The sequence below is a fragment of the Longispora urticae genome (genome assembly GCF_053902585.1).
Window position 1 is genome coordinate 140442 of sequence record NZ_JAQZSH010000028.1, and the last position, 24893, is coordinate 165334.

10 protein-coding genes are annotated in these 24893 nt (G+C 73.9%); 7 read left to right on the forward strand and 3 right to left on the reverse strand.

Going from position 1 to position 24893, the window contains the following annotated elements; genetic code table 11:
• Positions 1 to 153: 153 nt before the first annotated feature.
• Entirely contained in the window at positions 154 to 1521 is a 1368-nt protein-coding gene (locus PT931_RS18610; RefSeq protein WP_456246993.1) for a hypothetical protein, read from the forward strand.
• A gap of 16 nt (positions 1522 to 1537) precedes the next feature.
• On the opposite strand, the gene PT931_RS18615 is transcribed toward PT931_RS18610, so the two are convergent.
• The gene (locus tag PT931_RS18615) at positions 1538 to 1732 is read right to left on the reverse strand and encodes a hypothetical protein (protein ID WP_456246994.1); all 195 of its coding nucleotides are present in this window, start codon (positions 1730 to 1732) and stop codon (positions 1538 to 1540) included.
• Positions 1733 to 1825: 93 nt separating this feature from the next.
• Entirely contained in the window at positions 1826 to 2773 is a 948-nt protein-coding gene (locus PT931_RS18620) for a methionyl-tRNA formyltransferase (RefSeq protein ID WP_456246995.1), read from the reverse strand.
• Between the two features lie 146 nt (positions 2774 to 2919).
• Between PT931_RS18620 and PT931_RS18625 the strand changes: the two genes are divergently transcribed.
• The 6 genes from PT931_RS18625 to PT931_RS18650 all read left to right on the forward strand — a co-directional run bounded on the left by PT931_RS18625 (position 2920) and on the right by PT931_RS18650 (position 23495).
• Entirely contained in the window at positions 2920 to 4257 is a 1338-nt protein-coding gene (locus tag PT931_RS18625; protein ID WP_456246996.1) for a lysine N(6)-hydroxylase/L-ornithine N(5)-oxygenase family protein, read from the forward strand.
• 80 nt (positions 4258 to 4337) lie between these two features.
• Positions 4338 to 5333: an iron-siderophore ABC transporter substrate-binding protein gene (locus PT931_RS18630; RefSeq protein ID WP_456246997.1), complete on the forward strand. Its 996-nt coding sequence runs from the start codon at positions 4338 to 4340 to the stop codon at positions 5331 to 5333.
• Between the two features lie 43 nt (positions 5334 to 5376).
• Complete coding sequence (locus tag PT931_RS18635) at positions 5377 to 21690, forward strand: amino acid adenylation domain-containing protein (RefSeq protein ID WP_456246998.1); 16314 nt, start codon at positions 5377 to 5379, stop codon at positions 21688 to 21690.
• Positions 21687 to 21899 carry an MbtH family protein gene (locus tag PT931_RS18640; RefSeq protein ID WP_363722726.1) on the forward strand — a complete coding sequence of 71 codons (213 nt, stop codon included), beginning with the start codon at positions 21687 to 21689 and terminating at the stop codon, positions 21897 to 21899. The genes PT931_RS18635 and PT931_RS18640 overlap by 4 nt, the downstream gene beginning before the upstream one ends.
• A 178-nt stretch (positions 21900 to 22077) precedes the next feature.
• Positions 22078 to 22275 carry a ferredoxin gene (locus PT931_RS18645; RefSeq protein ID WP_456246999.1) on the forward strand — a complete coding sequence of 66 codons (198 nt, stop codon included), beginning with the start codon at positions 22078 to 22080 and terminating at the stop codon, positions 22273 to 22275.
• 17 nt (positions 22276 to 22292) lie between these two features.
• Positions 22293 to 23495, forward strand: coding sequence for a cytochrome P450 (locus PT931_RS18650; protein WP_456247000.1), 1203 nt, complete (start codon positions 22293 to 22295; stop codon positions 23493 to 23495).
• Positions 23496 to 23807: 312 nt separating this feature from the next.
• Here PT931_RS18650 and PT931_RS18655 read toward each other — a convergent pair whose 3' ends face one another.
• Positions 23808 to 24890 (reverse strand): thioester reductase domain-containing protein, encoded by a 1083-nt coding sequence (locus tag PT931_RS18655; protein ID WP_456247001.1) that lies wholly within the window; start codon positions 24888 to 24890, stop codon positions 23808 to 23810.
• Positions 24891 to 24893 lie beyond the last annotated feature (3 nt).

A 24893-nucleotide genomic window follows, 5' to 3' on the forward strand; every position in this document is an offset into this window, starting at 1 on the left:
GGTGACCACTCTGGGTGGCGGAAAGTTGCCACGTCAATGATCTTGTGAGGGCTCCCACAAAATTACCTACTAAACCAGTAGACTTTATAGGCGAATTCACCCTCGGCACCAGACCTGTTGACAGTGCCGGGGCCCGCCGGGAAGGGTCGGGCCATGCCAGATCCCACCCTCACCGCGCTGTACCTCGACACGCTCGGCGGCGCCGGCCTCACCCCCACCGACCTGATCCCCGCCGAGCGGGTGCACCCCGTGCTGAAGGCGTTCTACGGCGACAAGTTCATGGCCCGGCCCGTGTTCCTCGGGCACGCCGAGTACCGCCAGCTCACCGAGGACCTCGGGCGGCTCCAGGACGCGTTGGAGAGCCTGCCGGACACGCTGTTCGGCGGGGACCTGGCCGCGTTCGCCCGCGCGGTGGGGATGGTGGGCGACCAGGTCGACCTGGTGATCCGGACCCAGGCGGGGCGGCCGGTGACCCGGTTCGGGCGGGCCGACCTGTACGCGGACGCGACCGGCTTCCGGCTCATGGAGTACAACATGGGCAGCACTGTGGGGTTGATCGAGGTCAGCCTGCTCAACGACGGGATGGCCCAGCACCCGACCCTGGCCGCGTTCGCCGCCGAGCACGGCCTGTCCTATGTCGACGCCGTCGGCGAGTCCCTGGTCAGCATGCGGCAGGAGACCGGGCTGTCCGCCGACGACCGGCCGACGATGGCGCTGTGCGACTGGCCGGGCGAGTACCCGGCGAACGAGCCCGCGCTGAAACTGTGCGGGGCGTTACACGAGAGGTACGGGGTCCGCACCGTGTCCGCGCACCTCGGCATGCTGGAGTACCGCGACGGCCGGGTCTGGGTCGGCGAGGACCCGATCGACGTCATCTACCGGATCTTCATGCTCGAACACGCGGTGCTGCCCGGGGCGCGCGAGCTGATGACCCCGCTGCTCGACGCCGCCGACCGGGGCGAGGTGAAGATCTTCACCCCGATCGGCTGCGAGGTGTACGGCTCCAAGGCCGCCCTGGCCCTGCTGTCCGACGAGGCGCACCGGCACCTGTTCGACGCGGACACCCTGGCCGCCCTCGACCGGCTGCTGCCGTGGACCCGGATCACCCGGCCCGGCGAGGTCACCCTGGAGGACGGTTCCCGGGTCGACCTGGAGGCGTACGCGCTCGCGCACCGCGAGGACCTGGTCCTCAAGCCGGTGCTGCTGCACAGCGGCCACGGCGTCGTCCTCGGCCGCGACACGGAACCGGGGACGTGGGCCGAGCTGGTCGCGTCGTCGATGGACGGCGGGGCGGTCCTGCAACGGCTGCTGCGCCCGGTGCCGGAGCTGGTGCCGACCGCGACCGGCGAGCTCGTGCCGTACACGGTCAACTACGGGGTGTTCCGGATGCCGTCCGCCCCCGAGGGGTACGGCGGCACGGCGCTGCGGGTGGCGCCGGAATCGAAGAACATCGGGGTGCTGAGCATCTACGCGGACCCGTCGTGCCTGCTGGGGGCGGTGCTGCACGCGACCGGGGAGTAGGGGGCGCGGGCAGCCGTCAGCGGCTCCGGAGGCCTCGCAGACCCCGGCTGACGAGGTAGAGGCCGGCGGCGGCGACGACCGGGCCGACGACCGCCCACAGGACGACGCCGGTCATGGCGCTGCCCTCCAGATAGCCCAGGCCCTGGAGGGTCCAGACGGCCCCGACCAGGACGAGCAGCGCGCCGACGAGGAGCGGGACCCAGTTCTTCATGCTGCCACTGTCCCGACCGCCCGGCCCCGGGTCAAGCACCGGGGCCCGACGCCGGTGACCGCCGGCGCGGGCCCCGTCCGCCCGTCCCGGCGGCTAGGGCCGCGAGGTGAGGTACCCGCCCATGGTGCGGAAGTAGTCGGCCGCCTTGTGCTCGACGCCGTCGGCGGTGCGGACCCGCAGTACCCGCAGACCCTTGTTCCTGCCGAACCGGGCGTCGGCCCCGGCGACCACGACCACGCCGTCGCCCTCACGGAAGAAGATCCGTCCGGGGGTACCGCCGTAGACGCCCTCGGAGACGTCGGCCTCCAGGATCTCCAGCCGCACCCCCCGGTGGTACGCGAACGCCGCCGGGTACGGGTCGCACTGCGCGCGGACCAGCCGGTCGAGCTCGGCGGCCGACCAGCCCCAGTCGATCCGCAGGTCCTCGTCGGCGCGCTTGTGGAAGAAGCTGGCCTTCGAGCGGTCCTGCGGCACCCAGTCGGTCTTCCCGGACGCGATCAGGTCGAGCCCGTCGACCGTGATCGGCCCGAACAGCGCGAGGGTCTTGTGGAAAAGGTCCGCGGTGGTGTCGCGGTCGCCGACGGGCACGGCGCGCTGGAGCACGATGTCGCCCGCGTCGAGGGTCGGGTCCATCATGTGCGCGGTGACCCCGACCTCCTTCTCGCCGTTGATCAGGGCCCAGATCAGCGGCGAGAACCCCGCGTAAGCGGGAAGTAGGGAATCGTGCACGTTGAGCGTGCCGAACCGGGGCAGTTCGAAGACCGTCGGCGGGATCCAGGTCCGCCAGTTCGTGGCGACGATGACGTCCGGGGCGGCGGCCCGCAGTGCTTCGAGGAGTTCCGCGTCGTCGGGCCGTTCGCGGATCAGTACCGGCACGCCGTGCTCCGTTGCCAGGTCAGCGACCGAATCGGACCAGATCCGCTCGTAGGCGTGGTCGCTGGCGGGGTGCGTGACGACGAGTACGACCTCGTGATCGGACTCCAGCAACGCCTGCAGTGTGCGGTGGCCCCACGTTTGGTACCCGAACATAACAACCCGCATGGGGGCTTCCTCCTCGGACGGTTGACTGTCACGGCTAGTTAAGCAAGGCTTACCTAGGTAAGCAACGCCTAACCTATCTAGCTACCCCGTAGCGCGTGGAAGTTAGGCTAGGCTAACCTAGCTCCAGCCGAGCGATAGGACTGGTTATGCCACAGGTGACGCCTCATGACGACGTACCGACATATGACCTGGTAGGGGTTGGCTTCGGACCGTCCAACCTGGCATTGGCAGTGGCCGTCACCGAGCACAACGCCCGATCGGGCGAAGCCGCCACCGCCGTGTTCCTGGAGCGGCAGCCGCAGTTCGGCTGGCACCGGGGGATGCTGCTGGACGACGCGACGATGCAGGTCTCCTTCCTCAAGGACCTCGTGACCCTGCGTGACCCCACGAGCCAGTTCACCTTCCTGTGCTACCTCCGGGACCGGGAACGGCTGGTCGATTTCGTCAACCACAAGAGCCTTTACCCTCTTCGCGTCGAGTTCCACGACTACCTGGAGTGGGCGGCGGCGAAGGTCGACGACCTCGTCCTCTACGGACACGACGTGGTGAGTGTCACTCCGGTCACCGACGGCGACACCATCGTCTACTTCGACGTGACCGCGACCGGCCCGCAGGGCACCAGCGTCTACCGGGCCCGCAACCTCGTGCTCGCCACCGGCCTGCAGCCGTCGCTGCCCGCCGGGGTCGCCGGGTCCGAGCGGGTCTGGCACACCAGCGAGCTGCTGCACCGGGTCGGCGAGCTGTCCGCGGACTCCCCCTACCGGTTCGTCGTGGTCGGTGCCGGCCAGAGCGCCGCCGAGGTCACCGCGTTCCTGCACGAGCGGTTCCCGCACGCCGAGGTGTGCGCCGTCTTCTCCCGGTACGGCTACAGCCCCGCCGACGACAGCTCCTTCGCGAACCGGATCTTCGACCCGGCGGCCGTGGGCGAGTTCTTCGACGCGCCCGGCGACGTCAAACGCATGATCGACGGGTACCACGCGAACACCAACTACTCCGTCGTGGACGGTGACCTGATCGACGCGCTGTACGCCCGTTTCTACCGGGAGAAGGTGCTCGGCACCCCCCGGCTGAAGATGTACAACGTCTCCCGGCTCACCGGCGTCGCCGAGACCGCCACCGGGGTCACCGCCGACATCTCGCTGCTGATGTCCGGCGAACGGGTCGCGCTCGACGCCGACGTCGTGGTGTGCGCGACCGGGTACCAGCCCGCCGACCCGCTGGGCCTGCTGGGCGACGCCGCCCGGTACTGCGCCCGCGACGAGCTCGGCCGGCCGCAGGTCTCCCGCGACTACCGCGCCGTCACCTCCCCCGAGGTCGAGCCCGGCGTGTACCTGCAGGGCGGCACCGAGCACACCCACGGCATCACCTCCTCGCTGCTGTCGAACACCGCCGTGCGGTCCGGGGAGATCCTCCAGTCGATCCTCGACCGCCGCGCCCGGCTGGCCACCCGCCCGGCGCTGACCGCGCCCGCGCTGTCCTCCTAGACCCCGTTCCGGCGCGTCCCCCCGATCCCGCGGCTTCCCCTGGCCGCGTGCTCCCGCCTGACCGAGAGAAAGAGAAGCCCTTGAAGAAGTACCTGCCGGTGGCCCTGGCCGCCCTGGTGGCGGCCTCGCTGCTGTCCGCCTGCGGTGGTTCTGCCAAGGAGAGCGGGTCGTCCGCGACCCCCTCCGGTACCGGGGGCACGTTCCCGGTGACCGTCGAGCACAAGTACGGCAAGACCGAGGTCAAGAAGGAACCCGTCCGGGTCGTCACGCTGGGGCTGAGCGACCAGGACACCGTCCTGGCCCTCGGGATCAAGCCCGTCGGGGTCGTCGACTGGTTCAAGGAGAGCCCGTACGGCAAGTGGCCGTGGGCCAAGCCGCTGTGGGGCGACACCGTGCCCACCATCGTCGGCGAGCGCGACGACTACCAGGTCGAGAAGATCCTCACCCTCAAGCCGGACCTGATCATCGCCCAGTACAGCGGGATGAAGAAGGACCAGTACGAGACGCTGTCGAAGATCGCGCCCGTGGTGGCCCAGTCCGCCAAGCACGACGACTACGCCGCGCCGTGGCAGGAGATGACCCGCAACATCGGTAGGGCGCTCGGCCGCGAGACCAGGGTCAACGAGCTGATCACCGGGATCGAGAAGCGGTTCGCCGACGTCCGCAAGGCGCACCCGGAGTTCGCGAAGCAGACCGCGGTGGTGGCCGAGAGCTACGAGCCCGGCAAGTACTCGGTGTTCTCCCCCACCGACCCGAAGACCCTGTTCCTCAAGGAGATGGGCTTCCAGCACTCCGAGGCCGTCGGCAAGCTGGCCGGCACGCAGAGCTTCGCCGACATCGGCACCGAGCGGCTCGACCTGCTCGACGTGGACCGGCTGCTCTGGGTGATCGACGACCCGGACGCCGAGAAGCGGATCAAGGAGGACCCGGTGTACGCGAAGCTCAAGGTCGTCACGGCGGGCAGGGCCGTGTTCGTGCCGTACACCGAGCCGCCGGCGGGGGCCGCGCTGGCCTTCAACACCGTGCTGAGCATCCCGTACGGCATCGACCAGCTCGTGCCCCTCCTGACGAATTAGCACCACTCCCCCTCTTGAGCACCAACGGAAAGGCGACACGGCAATGGAACTGACCCGCGCTCAGGAGGGGATCTGGTACGCCAGCCAGCTCGGACACGGCTCGGCGTACCAGCTCGGCGGGTATGTCGAGGTCGGCGGCGACGTCGACCTCGACCGGTTGGTCTCCGCCGTGCGCGGGGCCGTCGGGGCGGCCGGGTGCCTGCACGTGTCGTTCACCGAGGTGAACGGCCGGCCCCGCCAGGAGCCGGTGGCCGCGACCGTGGACGTGCCGGTGCACCGGTGCACGGCGGACGACGCGCTGCACCGGATGCGGGCGGACCTGACCACCGCCACGGACCTGACCGGGCACGCGCTGTTCGCGCTGGAGGACGGGCGGGTGTGGTGGTTCCAGCGATACCACCATCTCGTGATGGACCCCGACGGCGCGGCGGCCGTGACCCGGGCGGCCGCGGCACGGTACGAAGGCACGACCGGGGCCCCCGGGTGGGGGCCCCGGTCGCTGCTCGACGCCGAGGCGGCCTACGACCCGGCCGACGACCGGGCCTGGTGGGCCGAGCGGCTGGCCGGGCTGCCGGAGCCGACCCGGCTCGTGGAACCCGCCTCCTCCGACGCCCCGCGGCTCGCCCTCCGCCGGACCGTCGACCGGGTCGCCGACCCCGCGCGGGTGATCGCGGCCGTGGCCGCCTACACCCACCGGGTCACCGGCGCGCGCGACCTCGTGCTGGGCCTGCCCGTGTCGGCGCGGCTCGACCCGTCGACCCGCGACGTGCCCGGCATGGTGTCCAACGTGCTGCCGCTGCGGGTCGCGGTCCGGCCGGACACCCGCACCACCGACCTGGTCGCCGAGGTCGCGGCGGCGGTCGGGAACCTGACCGCGCACTCGCGGTACCGGGCCGAGGAGCTGTGCCGGGACCTGCGGGTACCGGGCGGGATCCGCGAACTCGTCGGGCCGGCCGTCACCGTCGTACCCGGCAGCGGGCCGTGGCCGCTCGTGGACCTGTCCCGGGGCCCGGTCAACGACCTCTCCTTCTTCGTGTACCCCGACCGCCTCGTCCTCGCCGCCGACCCCGCCGCGTGCACCCCCGACGAGCTGGCCGACCACGAACGCCGCTTCCTCGCCGTCCTCGACGCGTTCGACACCTCCCGGCCCGTGGGCACCGTCGACCTGCTGTCGCACGACGAGTGCGCGCGGGTGCTGGGTGAGTTCGCGACCGACGAGGTGCCGGTCGCCGATCTGACCTGGCCCGCCGCGTTCGAGGAGCAGGCGCGCCGGGACCCGGGGGCCGTGGCCCTGGTGTGCGGGGCGGAGCGGCTCACGTACGGGGAGCTCGACGCCGCCGCGAACCGGGTCGCCCGGCTGCTGCGGTCCCGGGGCGTCGGCGCCGAGGATGTCGTGGCCGTCGCCGTGCCCCGGTCCGTGGGGCTGGTCGTCGCGCTGCTGGGCGTCATGAAGGCCGGGGCCGCGTACCTGCCGCTGGATCTCGACCACCCGGCCGACCGGCTGGACTACATGGTCACCGACGCCGCCGCGCGCCTGGTGCTGACCGTGCCGGAGCTGGCCGGGGACGTGCCGGCGGTCCGGGCCCGGGACCACGTGGCCGTCCCGTCCGCGTTGCTCCACGAGGCCGACGGGTTCGACGGCTCCCCGCTGGACGTGCCGGTCGCGCTGCACCAGGCGGCGTACGTCATCTACACCTCCGGCTCCACCGGCCGGCCCAAGGGCGTCGTCTGCTCCCACGACGGGATCGGCAGCCTGGTGGCCACCGCGACCGCCCGGATCGGCATCGACCGGACCAGCCGGGTCATCCAGTTCGCGTCCGTGGGCTTCGACGTGACCGTGTGGGACCTCGTGATGTCGCTGTGCGTCGGCGGCCGGGCGATCATCGTGCCCGCCGAGCGCCGGGTGGCCGGCGAGGCGCTGACCTCCTATGTCGCCGAGCACCGGGCCACGCACATGATCCTGCCGCCGTCGCTGGTCGCGGCGCTGCCGGAGGACTGCGCGCTGCCGGACGGGTCCGTCCTGATCGTCGGTACGGAGACCGTGCCGTCGGAGCTGATCGCGCGGTGGGCGCGCCGGCTGACCGTGGTGGCCGCGTACGGGCTGACCGAGGCGACCGTGAACTCGACGCTGTGGGCGGCCGAGCAGGACTGGGTCGGCCCGGTGCCGATCGGCCGGCCCGACCCGAACACCCGGTGCTACGTGCTCGACTCGGCGCTGCGGCCGGTGCCGGTGGGCGTCGTCGGCGAGCTGTACGTGGGCGGCCGGGGGCTGGCCCGGGGTTACCTCGGGCGGCCGGGGCTGACGTCGGAGCGGTTCGTGGCCGACCCGTACGCGGGGCCCGGCGCGCGGATGTACCGGACCGGCGACCGGGCCCGGTGGCGCGCCGACGGCAACCTCGACTTCCTCGGCCGCTCCGACGGGCAGCTGAAGATCCGCGGCTACCGGATCGAGCCGGGCGAGATCGAGAGCGTGCTGATGGCCTACCCCGGGATCGGGCAGGCCGCGGTGACCGTGCGCGAGGACCAGCCGGGCGTCAAACGCCTCGTCGGGTACGCCGTGGGCGACGTCGACCCCGTGGCGCTGCGGGCACACCTGGCGGACACGCTGCCGGAGTACATGGTGCCGGCCGTCGTGCTGCTCGCCGGGCCGCTGCCGCTCACCCCGAACGGCAAGCTCGACCGGGCCGCGCTGCCCGCCCCAGACTGGGCCGCGATGACCGGGGACGACGCCCCGACCGGGCCGGCCGAGGAGACCCTGGCGGCCCTGTTCGCGGAGACGCTGGGGCTGCCCCGGGTCGGCGTACACGACAATTTCTTCGCTCTGGGTGGCGACAGCATCGTGGCGATCCAGCTGGTCAGCCGGGCCCGGCGCGCCGGCCTGGTGCTCAGCCCCCGCGACGTGTTCGAACGCCGCACAGTGGCCCGGCTCGCCGCCGTCGCCGCCGACACCCGGACCGTGGTGTCCGACGACGGGGTGGGTCTGGTGGCCGCGACCCCGATCATCCACTGGCTGCGCGAACTGGGCGGCGACATCGGCGCCTTCCACCAGTCCATGCTGCTCACCGTGCCGGCGGGCTTCGACGGGATCGGCGCGGCGCTGCGGTCCCTCGCCGACCGGCACGACCTGCTGCGGTCCCGGCTGCGGCGCGACGAGGGCTGGGCCCTGGAGGTCGCGCCGGCGGGCACCGTGGACGTGCCGCTGGCCACCGTGGCCGGCCCGGTCACCGAGGAGGCCACCCGGGCGGCGGTCGGCCGGCTGGACCCCGACGCCGGGATCATGGTCCAGGCCGTCTGGTTCCCCGACGCCGACCGGCTGTTCCTCGCGCTGCACCACCTCGTCGTCGACGGCGTGACGTGGCGGATCCTGTGCTCCGACCTCGCGGACCTGGCCACGGGTGTGACCCCGCCGCCGGTGGGCACCTCGTTCCGGCGCTGGTCGGAGGTGCTGCACGCGGAGTCCTCAGCCCGGGCAGCCGAACAGGACTGGTGGGCCGGGGTGTTCGAGGGCGGCGTGCCGGCCCCGGGCCTGCGGGAACTCGACGCCGGCCGCGACACCGCCGGCACCGCCCGGCACCTGACCGTCACGCTGCCGTCCGGGCTGACCGCGCCGCTGCTGACCAGCGTGCCGGCCAACTACCACGGCGCCGTCAACGACGTGCTGCTCACCGCGCTGACCGTCGCGTGGTCGAAGTGGCAGAACTCCCCGCTGGTACTGGACCTGGAGTCCCACGGCCGCGAGGAGTCCCTCGGGTCCGCCGACCTGTCGGGCACCCTCGGCTGGTTCACCAGCATCTTCCCCGTCCGGCTGGACCCGGGGACCGTCGACTGGGACGCGTTCCTCGCCGGCGGCCCGGTCGTCGGCGAGGTGCTGCGCCGGGTCAAGGAGCAGCTCCGCGCCGTCCCGGGCGACGGGATCGGGTACGGGCTGCTGCGGCACCTCAACCCGGACACCCGCGCCGAGGTGGGCGCCCTGCCCGTCCCGCCGCTGCTGTTCAACTACCTGGGCCGGTTCGCGATCGGCGAGGCCGTGGCGTGGGACGCGGCCCCCGAGGCCGAGCCGATGGGCGACGCGTTCGACCCGGCCATGCCCCTCGGGCACCTCCTCGAGGTGAACTGCGCGGCCCGCGACGTCGACAGCGAGCCGACCCTGACCGCCACCTGGACCTGGCCGGCCGGCGTGTTCGCCGACGGGGACGTAGCCGCGTTCGCCGAGCTGTGGTTCGCCGCCCTCGGCGCGCTCGCCCGGCACGCCGGCACCGGACACAGCCCCTCGGACTTCCCGCTGCTCGCGCTGACCCAGGACGAGGTCGACGGGTACGAGGCCGCCGTGCCCGACCTCGCCGACGTGCTCCCCGTGACCGCGCTGCAGGAGGGCCTGTACTTCCACGCCCTGTTCGACGCGTCCGCCGCCGACCTGTACGTGCCCCAGCAGCACCTCGACCTCGCCGGCCCGCTCGACCCCGCCGCCCTGCGCCGCTCCGCCCAGGACCTGCTGGACCGGCACGCCCCGCTGCGCGCCGGGTTCCGGCAGCGCGCCGACGGGCAGGTCGTGCAGCTGATCGCCGGCCGGGTCGAGGTGGACTGGCGGGAGGCGGTCGGGGACCCCGACGTGCTCGCCGCCGGGGAACGGGCCCGCCGGTTCGACCTGGCCGCCGCGCCGCTGGTCCGGTTCCTGCTCGTGCCGACCGGCCCCGAGCGGCACCGGCTCGTGATCACCCTGCACCACCTGGTGTCCGACGGCTGGTCGGAGCCGCTGATCGTCCGGGAACTCCTCGCGCGGTACGCGCCCGACGGGAACCCGGCACGGTTGGGGGCCGCCCCCTCGTACCGGGAATATCTGGAGTTTCTCGCCGGTCGCGACCGGGACGCGGCCCGACAGGCCTGGACTGCGGCCCTGGGTCAGCTCGACGGGCCCTGCCTGCTGGTCGCCCCCGGTGCCGCCGGGCACCCCGAGCAGGTCGCCGTCGCGCTGCCCGACGGGCTGACCGGCGCGTTGACCGCGCGGGCCCGCGACCTGGGCGTCACCGTGCACACCGTCGTGCAGGGCGCGTGGGGCCTGCTGCTCGGCCGGCGGACCGCGAAGGAGGACGTGGTGTTCGGCACCACCGTCTCCGGCCGGCACGCCGAGGTCGAAGGGGTGGAGTCCCTCGTCGGGGCACTGATCAACACCCTGCCCGTGCGGCTGCGCTGGTCGCTCGGGGACTCCGTCGCGACCGTGCTCACCCGGTTGCAGGAGGAGCAGTCCCGGCTGCTGGACCACCAGCACCTCGGGCTCGCCGAACTCCAGCGGATCGGCGGCGTCGGCGAACTGTTCGACACCCTCGTCGTGTCGGAGAACCTGCCCACCGGGGACCTGCCGCGCTCCGGGGACCTCGCGGTGACGGGTACCCGGAGCCTGGACGCCACCCACTACCCGCTGGCCCTGCTCGTCGGGTACGGCGACCGGCTCGACCTGCGCCTCGAACACGACCCGGGCCGGGTGTCGCCCGCCGACGCGCGGCTGCTGGCCGCGCAGCTCGTCCGGCTCCTGGTGGCGGTGGCCGCCGATGCCTCGGTGCCCGTGTCGCGGATCGACCTCGTGGACGCCGTCGTGCTGTCCGGGGACACCGTGGACGTGGCCGGGGGGACCCTGGCCGAGGCGTTCGCGGCGCAGGTCGCGCGGACGCCGGACGCGGTGGCGGTCGTGGCCGGCACGGAGCGGGTCAGGTACGCCGAACTCGACGGCCGCGCCCGCCGGCTCGCCGGGGTGCTGGTCGGACGGGGCGTGCGGCCCGAGGAGGTCGTCGCCGTCGCGGTGCCGCGTTCCGTGGACCTGGTGGTCGCGCTGCTCGCGGTGCTGCACGCCGGGGCCGCGTACCTGCCGGTGGACGCGGAGTACCCGGTGGAGCGGGTGCGGTTCATGCTCGCCGACTCCGGGGCCCGGACGGTGCTGACCACCGGGGACACCCGGTTGCCGCACGTGGACGGGGTGGTGCCGCTGCTGGTGGACGGCGCGGACGCGGTCGGCGTCGACACGGTTGGTGTGGGCACGGTTGGCGCGGAGGCGCGCGCCGAGGCCGCCGGCCTGCCCGCTCCGGGCACCGTGCGGCCCGACAACGCCGCCTACCTGATCTACACGTCCGGCTCCACCGGCACCCCCAAGGGCGTCGTCGTCAGCCACGCCGCGATCGGCAACCAGCTCGCCTGGTCCGCCGACCGGTTCCCCCTCGGGGCCGGCGACGCGATGCTGCAACTCGCCTCGCCCAGCTTCGACACCTCCGTCTGGGAACTGTTCTGGCCGCTCACCACCGGCGCCGCGGTCGTGCTGCCGGCGGCCGGCGGGCACTCCGACCCCGCGCACCTCGCCGGGCTGATCCGGGAGCACCGGGTCAGCGCCGTCACGTTCGTGCCCTCGATGGTCGAGGCGTTCCTGCGGTCCGACGACGTGACCGCCGACCCGTCCTGGGCCCGGAGCCTGCGCTGGGTGTCCAGCGGCGGCGAGGCGCTCACCGCCGACCTGGCCGCCCGGTGGCACGCGCTGACCGGTACCCGGCTGGACAACTTCTACGGGCCCACCGAGGCCGCCGTGCAGGTCACCTGGTGGGGTACCGACGGCACCGAGGAGTCCGTGGTGCCGCTCGGCGGTCCCGTGTGGAACACCCGGCTCTACGTGCTCGACGCCGGGCTGCGGCACGCGGGCGAGGGCGAGCTGTACGTCGCCGGGGACCAGGTCGCGCGCGGCTACCACGACCGGCCCGGGCTCACCGCCGACCGGTTCGTGGCTGACCCGTACGGCCCGCCCGGGGCGCGGATGTACCGCACCGGGGACGTCGTGGCGCTGGTCGACGGGGGTCTGGAGTACCGGGGGCGCACCGACCAGCACGTGAAGATCCGCGGGCACCGGGTCGAACTGGGCGAGATCGAGGCCTGCCTGATCCGGGAACCGTCCGTGGCCCAGGCCGTGGTGCTGGCCCGCACGGACGGGCCGGGGGCACTGCGGCTCGTGGCGTACGTCGTGCCCGCGCCGGGTGCCGCCGTCAGTTTCGAGGCGTTGCGGGCCGGGGTCGCCGGGGCGTTGCCCGCGCCGATGGTGCCGGCGGCGTTCGTGGTGCTCGACGCGGTGCCGCTCAGCCCGAGCGGGAAGGTGGACCGGGCGGCGCTGCCGGCCCCGGAGGTCGCGCGGGGAACGCGGCCGGTGCCGGGAGCCGGCGGCTCGACCGGTCAGGCCCGCCGGACAGCCGACGCCGCCACCGCCGCCGGAGCCGGAACCGGCGTCGGGACCGGCCCGGTCGCCGCCGACCCCGCGACCGCCGCCCTGTGCGCGGTCTTCGCCCAGGTCCTGGGCCTGCCCGACGTCGCCCCCGAGGAGGACTTCTTCGTCCTCGGCGGCGACAGCATCCTGTCCATCAGCGTCTCCAGCCACGCCCGACGAAACGGCATCGACATCAGCCCCCGAGACGTGTTCGCCCACCGCACCCCGGCCGCCCTGGCCGCCGTCGCCACCCCCGCCGCACCGCCGGCCGGCACCGGCCCGGTCGACGACGGCGTGGGCGACGTGCCGGCGCTGCCGATCGTGCACTGGCTGCGCGAGCACAGCCCCGACATCGCCGGCTACACCCTGCCGATGCTGGTCACCACCCCGGCCGGGGCCGACGCCGCGTCGATCGCCGCGACGCTGCAGGCCGTCATCGACCACCACGCGGCGCTGCGGCTGAAGCTGACCCGGATCGCGTCGGTGCTGTGGTCGCTGGACACCCGGCCCGTGGGCGCGGTCCGCGCCGAGGACGTGCTGCGCACCGTGGACGTGTCCGGGGCCGTCGCCCGGGACGCGGCCGACGCGGGCACGGCCGGAGCCCACGGCGCGACCGCCGCGGGTGGTTCCGCGTTGCGGCAGGTGGTCGCCGAGGAGTTCACCGCCGCCGTGCACCGCCTCGACCCCGACAACGGGGCCGTGCTCCAGGCCGTGTGGTGCGACGCGGGTACCGACGCGCCCGGCCGGCTGCTCCTCGCCGTACACCACCTGGCGGTCGACGGGGTGTCCTGGCGGATCCTGTTCGAGGACCTGGCCTCGGCATGGCACGGCGAGCAGCTGCCGCCCGTGGCCACCTCGCTGCGCACCTTCGCCAAGGCCGTCGCCGACGAGGCCCAGCAGCCCGCCCGGCTGAACGAACTCACGCACTGGGCCGCGACCCTGGCCCCCGGCGCGGACCTGGTCCCCGGCGGCGTGGTCGGCGGCACCGCCCGGCAGCGCGTCACCCGGCTGACCGCCGCCGAGACCGCCCCGCTGCTGACGACCGTCCCGGCGGCGGCGCACGCGGACGTCACCGACGTGCTCCTCGCGGGGCTGCGACTCGCCGTGGACTCCCCCACCGACCTGCTCGTGGACGTCGAACGGCACGGCCGGGAGGACCTCGGCGCGCGCCTGGACCTGTCCCGCACGGTCGGCTGGTTCACCAGCGTGCAGCCGGTCCGGCTGGCCCCGGGCGAGGGCTGGGACGTGGTCAAGAACGTCAAGGAGCAGCTCCGGGCGGTGCCGGACGGCGGGTTCGGGCACGGGCTGCTGCGGTACCTCAACGCGCAGGTCGCCCCGATCCTGGCCCGGATGGCCGCGCCCCAGGTGCTGTTCAACTACTTCGGCCGGTTCCCCGCCGCGACCGGCGCGGACTGGACCCCGGCGGCCGAGCTCCCCGAGCAGGTCAACGGCGGGATCGCGCCCTCGCACCTGCTCCAGGTGGACGCGGTGTGCGAGGAGACTCCGGACGGTCCCCGGCTGAAGGTCACCTGGACCTGGTCGGAGGGCGGGCTGTCCGAGGCGGACGTCGCCGCGCTCGGCGACCGGTGGGCGGAGGCGCTGCGCGGCCTGGCGGCCGGGGAGTCGACCGGGCTGACCCCGTCGGACCTCACGGTGCTCGCGCTGTCCCAGGAGGACATCGTCCGGGTCGAGGCGGCGGCGGGCGGGCCGGTGTCCGACATCTGGCCGCTGTCCCCGCTCCAGGAGGGCCTGTACTTCCACTCCAGCTACGACGCCGGCGCGATCGACCTGTACACCGCGCAGGACTTCTTCGATCTGGGCCGGGTCGACCTGGACCGGCTCCGGGTGGCCGGCCGGGCGCTGCTGGCCCGCAACCCGAGCGTGCGGGCCGGGTTCACCAGCGACGGGCTGCCCTCGCCGGTGCAGTTCGTGGCCGCCGCGCCCGAGCTGCCGATCGTCGAGGTGGACCTGTCGGCGCTGGACCCGGACTCGCGGGACGCCCGGGTCGCCGAGCTGATGGCCGCCGACCGGACCCGCCGGTTCGACCTGGACCGGCCGCCGCTGTGCCGGCTGCTCCTGCTCCGGCTCGGCGACCACGACCGGCTGGTGGTCAGCCACCACCTGATCCTGTGGGACGGCTGGTCGGAAGGGCTGTTCCTCCAGGAGCTGTTCTCGTTGTACGAGACGGGCGGCGCGGGCGGCGAGACCCCCGGCTCGTACCGCGACTATCTCGCCTGGCTCGCCGGCCAGGACGTGGCGGCCTCCGCCGACGCGTGGCGCGACGCGCTCGCCGGCCTGGAGGAGCCGACGCTGGTCGGTCCGGCCGGCCGGGACCGCGAACCCGTCATCCCGCGGCGGCACGAGGCGGTGCTGTCCGAGCGGCTCAGCGACCGGGTCCGCGAGGAGGCCCGGCGCGCCGGGGTCACCCTCAACGCGGTGCTCAACGCGGCCTGGGCCCTGGCGCTGTCCAACCAGGTCGGCCGCGACGACGTCGTGTTCGGTACCACGGTGGCGGGCCGGCCGGCGGACGTACCCGGCGTGGAGTCCGTGATCGGGTTGTTCCTGAACACCGTGCCGGTCCGGGTCGCGCTGGACCCGCGCGAGACGGTCGCGGCCCTGCTCCGCCGGATCCAGGACGACCGGGGCCGGCTGATGGCGCACGAGCACGTGGGGCTCGGCGTGATCCAGCGCGGCGCGGGCCACGCCCAGCTGTTCGACACCCTGTACGTGCTGCAGAACTTCTCCGGCGGGGACGACGACCTGGCCGGCCTCAAGGAACGGCACGGCATCGTGTCCTCCGGCAGCGTGGACGCCACCCACTACCCGGTGGTGCTGGTGATCGCCCCGCAGGACAAGCTCCTGGTCCGGCTCGACTACCGGGCCGACCTGATCTCGCCGGCCGCCGCCGGGGCGCTGCTGGAGCGGTTCACCACCCTCGTGGAACGCCTGGTCGAGGACACGTCCGTGCTGGTCGGGGCCCTCGATGTGGTGCCGGCCGCCGAGCGCGCCCGGCTGGAGCTGGACTGGGACGTCAGCCGCCGCCCGCTGGACGGGAGTACGGTCGCGGACCTGCTGGCCGAGCAGGTGGCCCGCACCCCCGACGAGACCGCGCTGGTGTTCGGCGCGCAGGCGTGGACGTACGCGGAACTCGACGCGCGGATCAACCGGCTGGCCCGGCTGATGGTGGCCGCGGGGGCCGGCCCCGAGCGGGTGGTGGCCCTGGCGCTGCCGAGGTCGGCGGACATGGTCGCGGCGCTGTTCGCGGTCCTGCGCACCGGGGCGGCGTACCTGCCGCTGGACCTGGACTACCCGGCCGACCGGCTGGCGTTCATGCTCGACGACGCCGCCCCGCTGTGCGTGGTGTCCACGGTGGCCGTGGCGGCGACGCTGCCCGCGACCGGGGTGCCTGCGCTGCTGCTGGACGACCCGGCGACGGCCGCCCGGCTCGACGCGCTGCCGGCGGAGGCCCTCGGGCTGACGTTCAGCCTGGAGCACCCGGCGTACGTCATCTACACATCCGGGTCGACCGGGCGGCCGAAGGGCGTCGTGACCCCGTACCGGGGGCTGACGAACATGCAGCTCAACCACCGGGAGGCCATCTTCGACCCGGTGGTGGCGGGCGCGGGCCGGCGGCTGCGGATCGCGCACACCGTGTCGTTCTCCTTCGACATGTCGTGGGAGGAGCTCCTGTGGCTCGTGGAGGGCCACGAGGTGCACGTGTGTGACGAGGAGCTGCGCCGCGACGCGGAGGCCCTGGTGGCCTACTGCGACGCGTACCGGATCGACGTCATCAACGTGACCCCCACCTACGCCCACCACCTGATCGAGGAGGGCCTGCTCGCCGACGGGCACCACCGGCCGGCGCTCGTGCTGCTCGGCGGCGAGGCGGTGTCCGACGCGGTGTGGTCCGCGCTGCGCGACGCCGAGGGCACGCTCGGGTACAACCTGTACGGGCCGACCGAGTACACCATCAACACGCTCGGCGGGGGCACCACGGACAGCGACACCCCCACGATCGGCCGGGCAATCTGGAACACCCGCGCCTACGTGCTGGACAGCTGCCTGCGGCCCGTACCGGTGGGCGCGCCCGGCGAGCTGTACGTCGGCGGCGTCGGCCTGGCCCGGGGCTACCACGCCCGTGCGGGGCTGACGGCGGACCGGTTCGTCGCCGACCCGTTCGGCGCGCCCGGCGCCCGGATGTACCGGACCGGTGACCTGGTCCGGCAGCGCCCGGACGGCAACCTGGACTTCCTGGGCCGCACCGACGACCAGGTGAAGATCCGCGGCTACCGGATCGAGCTGGGCGAGGTCGAGGCCGCGATCGAGGCGCACCCCGACGTCACGCACGCCGCCGTCGTGGTCCTCGACAAACGCCTCGTCGGGTACGTGGTGGGCGACGCCCCGGACCTGCGGGAGTACCTGAAGGCGAAGCTGCCCGTCTACATGGTCCCGGCGGCCCTCGTCGTCGTGGACCGGCTGCCGCTGACCGTGAACGGCAAGCTCGACATCCGGGCCCTGCCCGCGCCGGACGCCACCCCGACCGCCCCGAGCCGCGCCCCGGCCACCGAGGCCGAACGCGTCCTGTGCGCCCTGTACGCCGACGTGCTCGGTGTCGCCGCCGTGGGCGTGGACGACAGCTTCTTCGACCTCGGCGGGCACTCGCTGCTCGCGACCCGCCTGGTCAGCCGGGCCCGGACCGCGCTGTCGGCGGAGCTGTCCATCCGGGACCTGTTCGAGGCGCCGACCGTCGCGGACCTGGTGCGCCGGATCGGGGTGTCCGACCGGGCGCCGCTCGTCCGCCAGGACCGGCCGGAGCGGCTGCCGTTGTCGTTCGCGCAGCAGCGGCTGTGGCTGGTGCAGCAGCTGGACGGGGACTCCTCGGCGTACAACTTCCCGATCGCGTTCACCGTGCGCGGGGCGCTGGACCTCGGCGCGCTGCGGGCCGCGTTCACCGATGTGGCGGAGCGGCACGAGGCGCTGCGGACCGTGTTCGGCGAGCACGAGGGGCAGCCGTACCAGCGGGTGCTCGCCGCGGACGTACCCTTCGAGGTGGTCGCCGATCTCGATCTGGCCGCCGCGATCGACCGGCCGTTCGACCTGGGCACGGAGATCCCGCTGCGGGTCACCGTGTCGGAGACGGCGCCGGACGAGCACCTGGTCGTGGTCCTGCTGCACCACGTCACCACCGACGAGTGGTCCGACGGGCCGTTCCTGACGGACCTGGCGGAAGCCTACGCGGCCCGGCTGGCCGGCGGCGCCCCCGGCTGGGAGCCGCTGCCGGTGCAGTACGCGGACTACACGCTCTGGCAGCACGCCCTCGACACGACCGGGCAGCTCGACTACTGGCGTACCGCGCTCGCCGGCCTGCCCGAGGAGCTGGAACTGCCCACCGACCGGCCCCGGCCGGCCGTCCCCGACTTCCGGGGCGGCTCCGAACGGATCGCGTTCACCCCGGAGCTGGCCGCGGGGGTGCGCCGGCTGGCCCAGGAGCACAACGCCAGCGGGTTCATGGTCTTCCAGGCCGCCGTCGCCGCGCTGCTGTCCCGGCTCGGCTGCGGCACGGACATCCCGGTCGGGGTGCCGGTCGCCGGCCGGACCGACGCGGCCCTCGACGACCTGGTCGGGTTCTTCGTCAACACCCTCGTGCTGCGCGCGGACACCTCCGGGGACCCGACGTTCGCGCGGCTCGTCGACCGGGTGCGGGAGGCCAACCTCGCCGCGTTCGACCACCAGGACGTGCCGTTCGAGGCCGTCGTGGAGGCGTGCAACCCGGTGCGTTCGCTGTCGCGGAACCCGTTGTTCCAGGTCATGGTCACCTACCGCAATCCGGTCGGGGACGACTTCGCGCTCGCGGGGCTGGACACGGAGTTCGTGGACTTCGAGACGGGTACCGCCAAGTTCGACCTGGCCTTCACGTTCTCCGACGGGGGCGCCTACCTGGAGTACCGGCTGGACCTGTTCGACCCCGCGACGGTGACCCGGATCGGCCACCGGCTGGTCCGCCTCCTCGACGCGGCCCTCGCCGACCCGACCCTGACCGTCAGCCGGCTCGACGTCCTCGACCCGGACGAGCGCCACAGGGTGCTGGAGGGCTTCAACGACAACGTCCGCCCCGTCACCGAACTGTCGATGATCGCGGCTTTCGAGGCCCGCTCGGCCGTGTCCCCCGACTCCGTGGCCGTCGTGGACCGGCACCGGTCGGTCACCTACGCCCAGCTCGACGAGCGGGCCACGGCCGTCGCCCGGCTGCTCGCCGCGCGGGGCGTCGGCCGCGAGGACGTCGTCGCGCTCGCCCTGCCCCGGTCCGCGGACCTGGTCGCGGCCGTGCTCGGCACCCTCAAGCTGGGCGCGGCGTTCCTGCCGCTGGACCTCGCGCACCCGGCCGACCGGCTGTCCTACATGCTCACCGACTCCCGGGCCCGGCTCGTCGTCGCGGACCCCGCCACGGTCCTGCCGGACGTGGTCCCCCGGTTGGCGCTGGACGAACCGTCGAACACGCTTCCGCTGCCGGCCGCCCCGGCCGGGATCGAGCACGCCGCCTACGTGATCTACACGTCCGGCTCCACCGGCCGGCCCAAGGGCGTCGTCCTCACCCACGAGGGCATCGGCAGCCTCGTGGCCACCGCCGCGCACCGGATGGGCGTCGGCCCCGACAGCCGGGTGCTCCAGTTCGCCTCGATCGGGTTCGACGTGTTCGTGTTCGAGCTGGCCATGGCGCTGTGCGTCGGCGGCCGGCTGGTCTGCGTGCCCGACGACGCCCGGGTGCCCGGCCCGGCGCTCACCGAGTTCGTCAACGACCGGCGGATCACGCACATGATCCTGCCGCCGTCGCTGGTCTCGGCCCTGCCGGCCGACTGCGAGCTGCCCAAGGACGCCGTCGTGCTGGTGGGTACGGAGACCGTGCCCCCGGACCTCGTCGGCCGCTGGGCGGAACGGCTCCGGCTCTTCGGCGCGTACGGGCTCACCGAGGCGACCGTGAACTCGACCCTGTGGGACGCGGTACCCGGCTGGTCCGGGGCCGTTCCGATCGGCGTGCCCGACCCGAACACCCGGTGCTACGTGCTCGACTCCGCGCTCCGGCCCGTGCCGGTCGGCGTGGTCGGCGAGCTGTACGTCGGCGGCCGGGGCCTGGCGCGCGGCTACCTGGGCAAGCCCGGGCTGACCGCCGAGCGGTTCGTGGCCGACCCGTTCGCGGCACCCGGCTCAGGGGCCCGGATGTACCGGACCGGCGACCGGGCCCGGTGGCGGGCCGACGGCAACCTCGACTTCCTCGGCCGGGTCGACGACCAGGTCAAGATCCGGGGCTTCCGGATCGAACTCGGCGAGGTCGAGGCCGCCCTCGCCCGGCACCCCGGCGTGGCCCAGGCGGCCGTGCTGGCGCACAGGGACGGGGACATCGCGCGGCTCGTGGGCTACGTGGTGCCCGCCGGTTCCGCCGTGGACCCCGCCGAGGTGCGGGCCACGGCCGCCGCCGCGCTGCCCGACTACATGGTGCCCGCCACCGTGCTCGTCCTCGACGGGCCGCTGCCGCTCACCCCGAACGGCAAGCTCGACCGGCGCCGGCTGCCCGTCCCCGACTGGGCCGGGCTCACCGGCGACGCCCGGCCCGCCACCCGCGAGCAGGAGGTGGTGGCAGGGGTGTTCGGCGACGTCCTGGGCCTGGCCGACGTGGGCGCGCACGACAACTTCTTCGCGCTCGGCGGGCACTCCATGGCGGCCATGCGGCTCGTCGGGAAGATCCGGGCCGCGTTCGGGGTGGACATCGCGATCCGGGACGTGTTCGACGCCCCGACCGTCGCGGGCGTCGCCGGACTGCTGGCCACGGCGGCGGCCGGTCGCGCCCCGCTGCGGCCCCGCCCCCTGCCCGGGACGGTGCCCATCGCCCCGGCCCAGCGTCGGCAGTGGACCGGGCTCGACGCGGCCCCGGACATCGCCCTCGCCCTGCGCCCGCCGGCCCCGCTGGACCTCGCGGCCCTGACGGCGGCGGTGCGCGACCTGGTGGAACGCCACCCGGCGCTGCGGACCCGGGTCGTCGACGGGGCCCTGGTGCCGTGCGGGGAGCGGCCCGCGCTGGAGGTGCTGCCCCCGGGCGGCGACCTCGACGGCCGGCTCGTGGCGCTCGGCTCCGAGTGGGCCCAGCCGGGTTTCCGGGTCCGGCTGCTCACCGACGGGGCCGGCGAGCAGGCACTCCTGCTCACGGCGTCGTACCTGTTCGTGGACGAGTGGTCCGTCGTGCCGCTGATCGGGGACCTGACCAGCGCGTACGAGGCCCGGCTCGCCGGCGGGGCACCCGACTGGGCCCCGCTCCCGGTCACCTACGCCGACTACGCCCTCTGGGCGCACGAGGTGCTCGGCGACCCGGCGGACCCGCGCAGCCTGGCCGCCCGGCAGCTCGGCTACTGGCGGGAGGCGCTGCGCGGCGTACCCGCCGAGGTGGCTCTACCCGCCGACCGGCCGCGACCGGCGGCACCCACCGGGGGCGGCGACGTCGTCGGCCTCACCCTCGACGTGGACCTGCACCGGGGCGTGGACGCGCTGGCCCGCACGACGGGGACCAGCATGTTCATGGTGCTGCAGGCGGCGCTCGCGGCCCTGCTCACCGCGCACGGGGCCGGCGGAGACCTGCCGATCGGCACCCTCGCCGCCGGCCGGACCGAGGACGCCCTCGCCGGGCTCGTCGGCTGCTTCGTCAACACCCTGGTCCTGCGCACCGACACGGCCGGCGACCCGAGCTTCACCGAACTGCTCGGCCGGGTCCGCGAGACCGACCTGCGGGCGTTCGACCACCAGGACGTCCCGATCGGGGACGTGCTGGCCGCCGCCGGGCTCGACCCGGCGCACCCCCGGGTGATGGTCGTGCACCACGAGGAGGCCACCCTGTCCGACGGCCTCGGCGACCTCGACGAGGTGCCGACCGGCGCGGCCGCCGCCGACCTGACGCTCAGCTTCTACGAGCCCCGGGGCGACACGCCCGTGCACTGCGACCTGATCTACGCCACCGACCTGTTCGACCGCGGCACCGCCGAGCGGCTCGCCACGGACCTGCTCGCCGTCCTCGGCGCGGCGGTCACCGACCCGGATCGTCCCCTGTCCAGCATCACCAGCAGCGAGGAGCACACCCGATGAGCACGAACCCGTTCGAGGACCGCGACGGCCGGTTCCTGGTCCTGACCAACCTCGAGGACCAGCACTCCCTGTGGCCGGCCTTCATCCCGGCGCCGGCGGGCTGGACGACGGTGTTCGGCGACGCCACCCGTGAGGAGTGCCTGGAGTACGTCGAGGCGCACTGGACGGACCTGCGACCGCGCTCGCTGCGGGAGCAGATGGCCGGCTGAACCACCGGGGTTCCACGGGGCCGGGGCGTCCACGGACGCCCCGGCCCCCTCGTGTCATCCATACCCGAACGGCATCCAGGGCTTCATGGATCTCCTTTCCGCCGCGCCTTTGTGGACGACGGCGTCATTGCCGGGATATACATCGAAGTGATGTTGAACCGTCCCGAAGGAGCCGACGATGCGGATCACGGTCTCACCGGACTCATGCTGCGGATCCGGACAGTGCGCGCTGCGGCTGCCCGAGATCTTCGACCAGGACGAGGTGGACGGCACCGTCGTGCTGCTGGTGGAGCGGCCCCCCGAGCAGTTCCGGGCCGCCCTCCGCGAGGCGGTGCTGACATGCCCCTCCGGAGCCATCGAGCTCGTGGAGGAATGACCGAAGGAGGAGCCGCGATGACCGACACCGTGAACCTGCTGCCCACCACCCGGACCGCCCCGCTCGACCCGCCGCCGGAACTCCTCGCCCTGCACACCGACGAGGGTCCCGTCAGCCGGCTGGACTTCCCCAACGGGAGGCGCGGCTGGCTCGTCACCGGCTTCGACGAGGTCCGGGCCGGTCTGATCGACCCGCGCCTCAGCGCCCGGGACCGGCTCGCCCTCAACCCGATCCGCAAACTCGAACTGACCGACGAGCAGTGGGAACAGGCCAACCGGCCCAACCTGCTCAACACGGACCCGCCGGACCACACCCGGCTGCGCCGGATGCTCACCGGCCTGTTCACCGTCCGCCGGATGCGGGCCCTGACGCCCAGGATCGAGGAGATCGTCGCCGAGCACCTCGACGCGATGGCCGCCGCCCCCGGGCCGGTCGACCTGGTCACCGCCCTCGCGCTGCCCGTGCCGTCGCTGGTCATCTGCGAACTCCTCGGCGTGCCGTACGGGGACCGGGAGACGTTCCAGGGGCTGACCGCGACCCTGTTGCGGATCGACTCCACCGGTGAGCAGGTCGCGGCGGCGGGCGACGGGCTCCGGGAGTACATGACGGGGCTCGTGCGGGCCAAGCGGGAGAACCCCGACGAGGGGCTGCTCAGCGAGCTGCTCCAGAACGAGGAGACCCTCACCGACCAGGAGGCGGCCGGCACCGGCCTGCTGCTGCTGATCGCCGGGCACGAGACGACGGCGAACATGATCGGTCTGGGCACGTACACGCTGCTCAACGAGCCGGAGCGGTGGGCGGAGCTGCGCGCGCGTCCGGAACTCGTCGAGCAGGCGGTCGAGGAACTGCTGCGGTACCTGACGATCGTGCACTTCGGGCTCCCCCGCACGGCGACCGAGGACCTGGTGCTCGGCGGGCGGCAGATCTCGGCCGGGGACCCGGTGCTGCTGCACCTGTCGGCGGCCAACCGGGACCCCGCCCAGTTCGACGGGCCGGAGTTCCTGGACTTCCACCGCGAGTCCGTCCGGCACATCGCCTTCGGGTACGGGGTGCACCAGTGTCTCGGCCAGCAGCTCGCCCGCAACGAGATGGCCGTCGTGTTCCGCCGACTGGTGGAGCGTTTCCCGGATCTGCGCCTGGCGGTGCCGGCCGGGGAGGTGCCGATGCGGACGGACATGGCGATCTACGGGGTGCACCACCTGCCGGTGGAGGTGGGGTAGTCGAGTTCCGCCGCCGCGTCCCGGTTCCGGCCGGGGCGCGGCGGCGGTGTGTGCGGGCGCGGTGCCGGCTGTGGCGCCCTGCCAGCAGGGTGCTGGTGCCGGTGCTGCTGCCGGCCGTCGTGCCCGGCTGACATGGTGCCGGTGCTGCTGCCGGCCGTCGTGCCCGGCTGACATGGTGCCGGTGCTGCTGCCGGCCGTCGTGCCCGGCTGACATGGTGCCGGTGCTGCTGCCGGCCGTCGTGCCCGGCTGACATGGTGCTGGTGCCGGTCGGGCGCGCGGCACGGTGCCGCCCCTGGGGCCGGGCGGGAGCGTCACCGCGCGAGCAGCCCCGCGCCCGCCAGGTAGCCCACGATCCGGTCCAGGTAGGCCGTGTCGGCGACCGGGCAGGTCACCCCGAGGCGGGCCAGCGTCGCCCGGGTCCGCGCCGAGCGCACGACGGGAACCTGGTCCCGGGGCGTCGCCCGCAGCACGTACGCGCCCATCCCCCACAGCGCGAGCATCGTGAACGCCGCGGTCTCGGCCACCCGGTCCCGCAGGGTCGCGTGCCAGTGGGGCACGGGCTGGGACGCCGGGGCGTAGCCGTGCGCGCGGAGCCGGGCGAAGATGCTGTCCATGGACAGGTGCTCGGGCTCGTTGAGGTGGTACGACCGTCCGACGGTGTCCGGCCGCGTGGACAGGGCCACGATCGCGCGGGCCACGTAGTCGACCGGGGCGGTGGGCATGGCGGTGCCGCAGTCCGGGGCGATCCCGAGGACGGCGGCGGCCCGGATCGTCCGGGTGATCAGGTCGGAGGCGGAGGACTCGCCGGTCACCTGGTCGCCGGTGATGAACGCGGGCCGGTAGATCACGTACGGCACCCCGCTGGCCCGCACGAGCTCCTCCCCGTCGTACTTGGTGCGGGTGTAGCCGACCGCGCCGGCCATCCCGGGGACGAGCACGGTGTCCTCGTCGACCTCGGGGTGCCCGACGTTCGGGGCGTCGATGAACACGCCGGCCGAGGACACGTGGTGCAGGGTGACCCCGGCCCGGGCGGTCAGCTCGACAATGGCCCGGGTGCCCTCCACGTTGCAGGGCGCGAGCCGTTCGTAGTCGGCGGAGAGGTTGACCGTCGCGCCGCAGTGGTAGACCGCCGACGCCGAGGAGGCCAGCCGGTCGTAGGCGGGGCCGTCCAGGCCGAGCCGGGGGGCGCGGAGGTCGGCGCGGACGGTGACGACCCGGTCGAGGTCCGTGACGCCCCGGTGGGCCAGGTAGGCGGCGAGCCGGCGGCGGGCGCCCTCGTCCGTGCGGCCCCGGACCAGGCAGTGCACCTCGGCGTCGGTGCGGGCGAGCAGCTCGGCGCACAGGTAGCCGCCGAGGAAACCGGTGGCCCCGGTTAGCAGGACAATATTGGACATACG

Coding starts and splice junctions, on each gene's coding strand:
- PT931_RS18615 (WP_456246994.1), bottom strand. CDS start 1,732: ATGAAGAACTGGGTCCCGCTCCTCGTCGGCGCGCTGCTCGTCCTGGTC.
- PT931_RS18650 (WP_456247000.1), top strand. CDS start 22,293: ATGACCGACACCGTGAACCTGCTGCCCACCACCCGGACCGCCCCGCTC.
- PT931_RS18635 (WP_456246998.1), top strand. CDS start 5,377: ATGGAACTGACCCGCGCTCAGGAGGGGATCTGGTACGCCAGCCAGCTC.
- PT931_RS18625 (WP_456246996.1), top strand. CDS start 2,920: ATGCCACAGGTGACGCCTCATGACGACGTACCGACATATGACCTGGTA.
- PT931_RS18655 (WP_456247001.1), bottom strand. CDS start 24,890: ATGTCCAATATTGTCCTGCTAACCGGGGCCACCGGTTTCCTCGGCGGC.
- PT931_RS18640 (WP_363722726.1), top strand. CDS start 21,687: ATGAGCACGAACCCGTTCGAGGACCGCGACGGCCGGTTCCTGGTCCTG.
- PT931_RS18645 (WP_456246999.1), top strand. CDS start 22,078: ATGCGGATCACGGTCTCACCGGACTCATGCTGCGGATCCGGACAGTGC.
- PT931_RS18610 (WP_456246993.1), top strand. CDS start 154: ATGCCAGATCCCACCCTCACCGCGCTGTACCTCGACACGCTCGGCGGC.
- PT931_RS18620 (WP_456246995.1), bottom strand. CDS start 2,773: ATGCGGGTTGTTATGTTCGGGTACCAAACGTGGGGCCACCGCACACTG.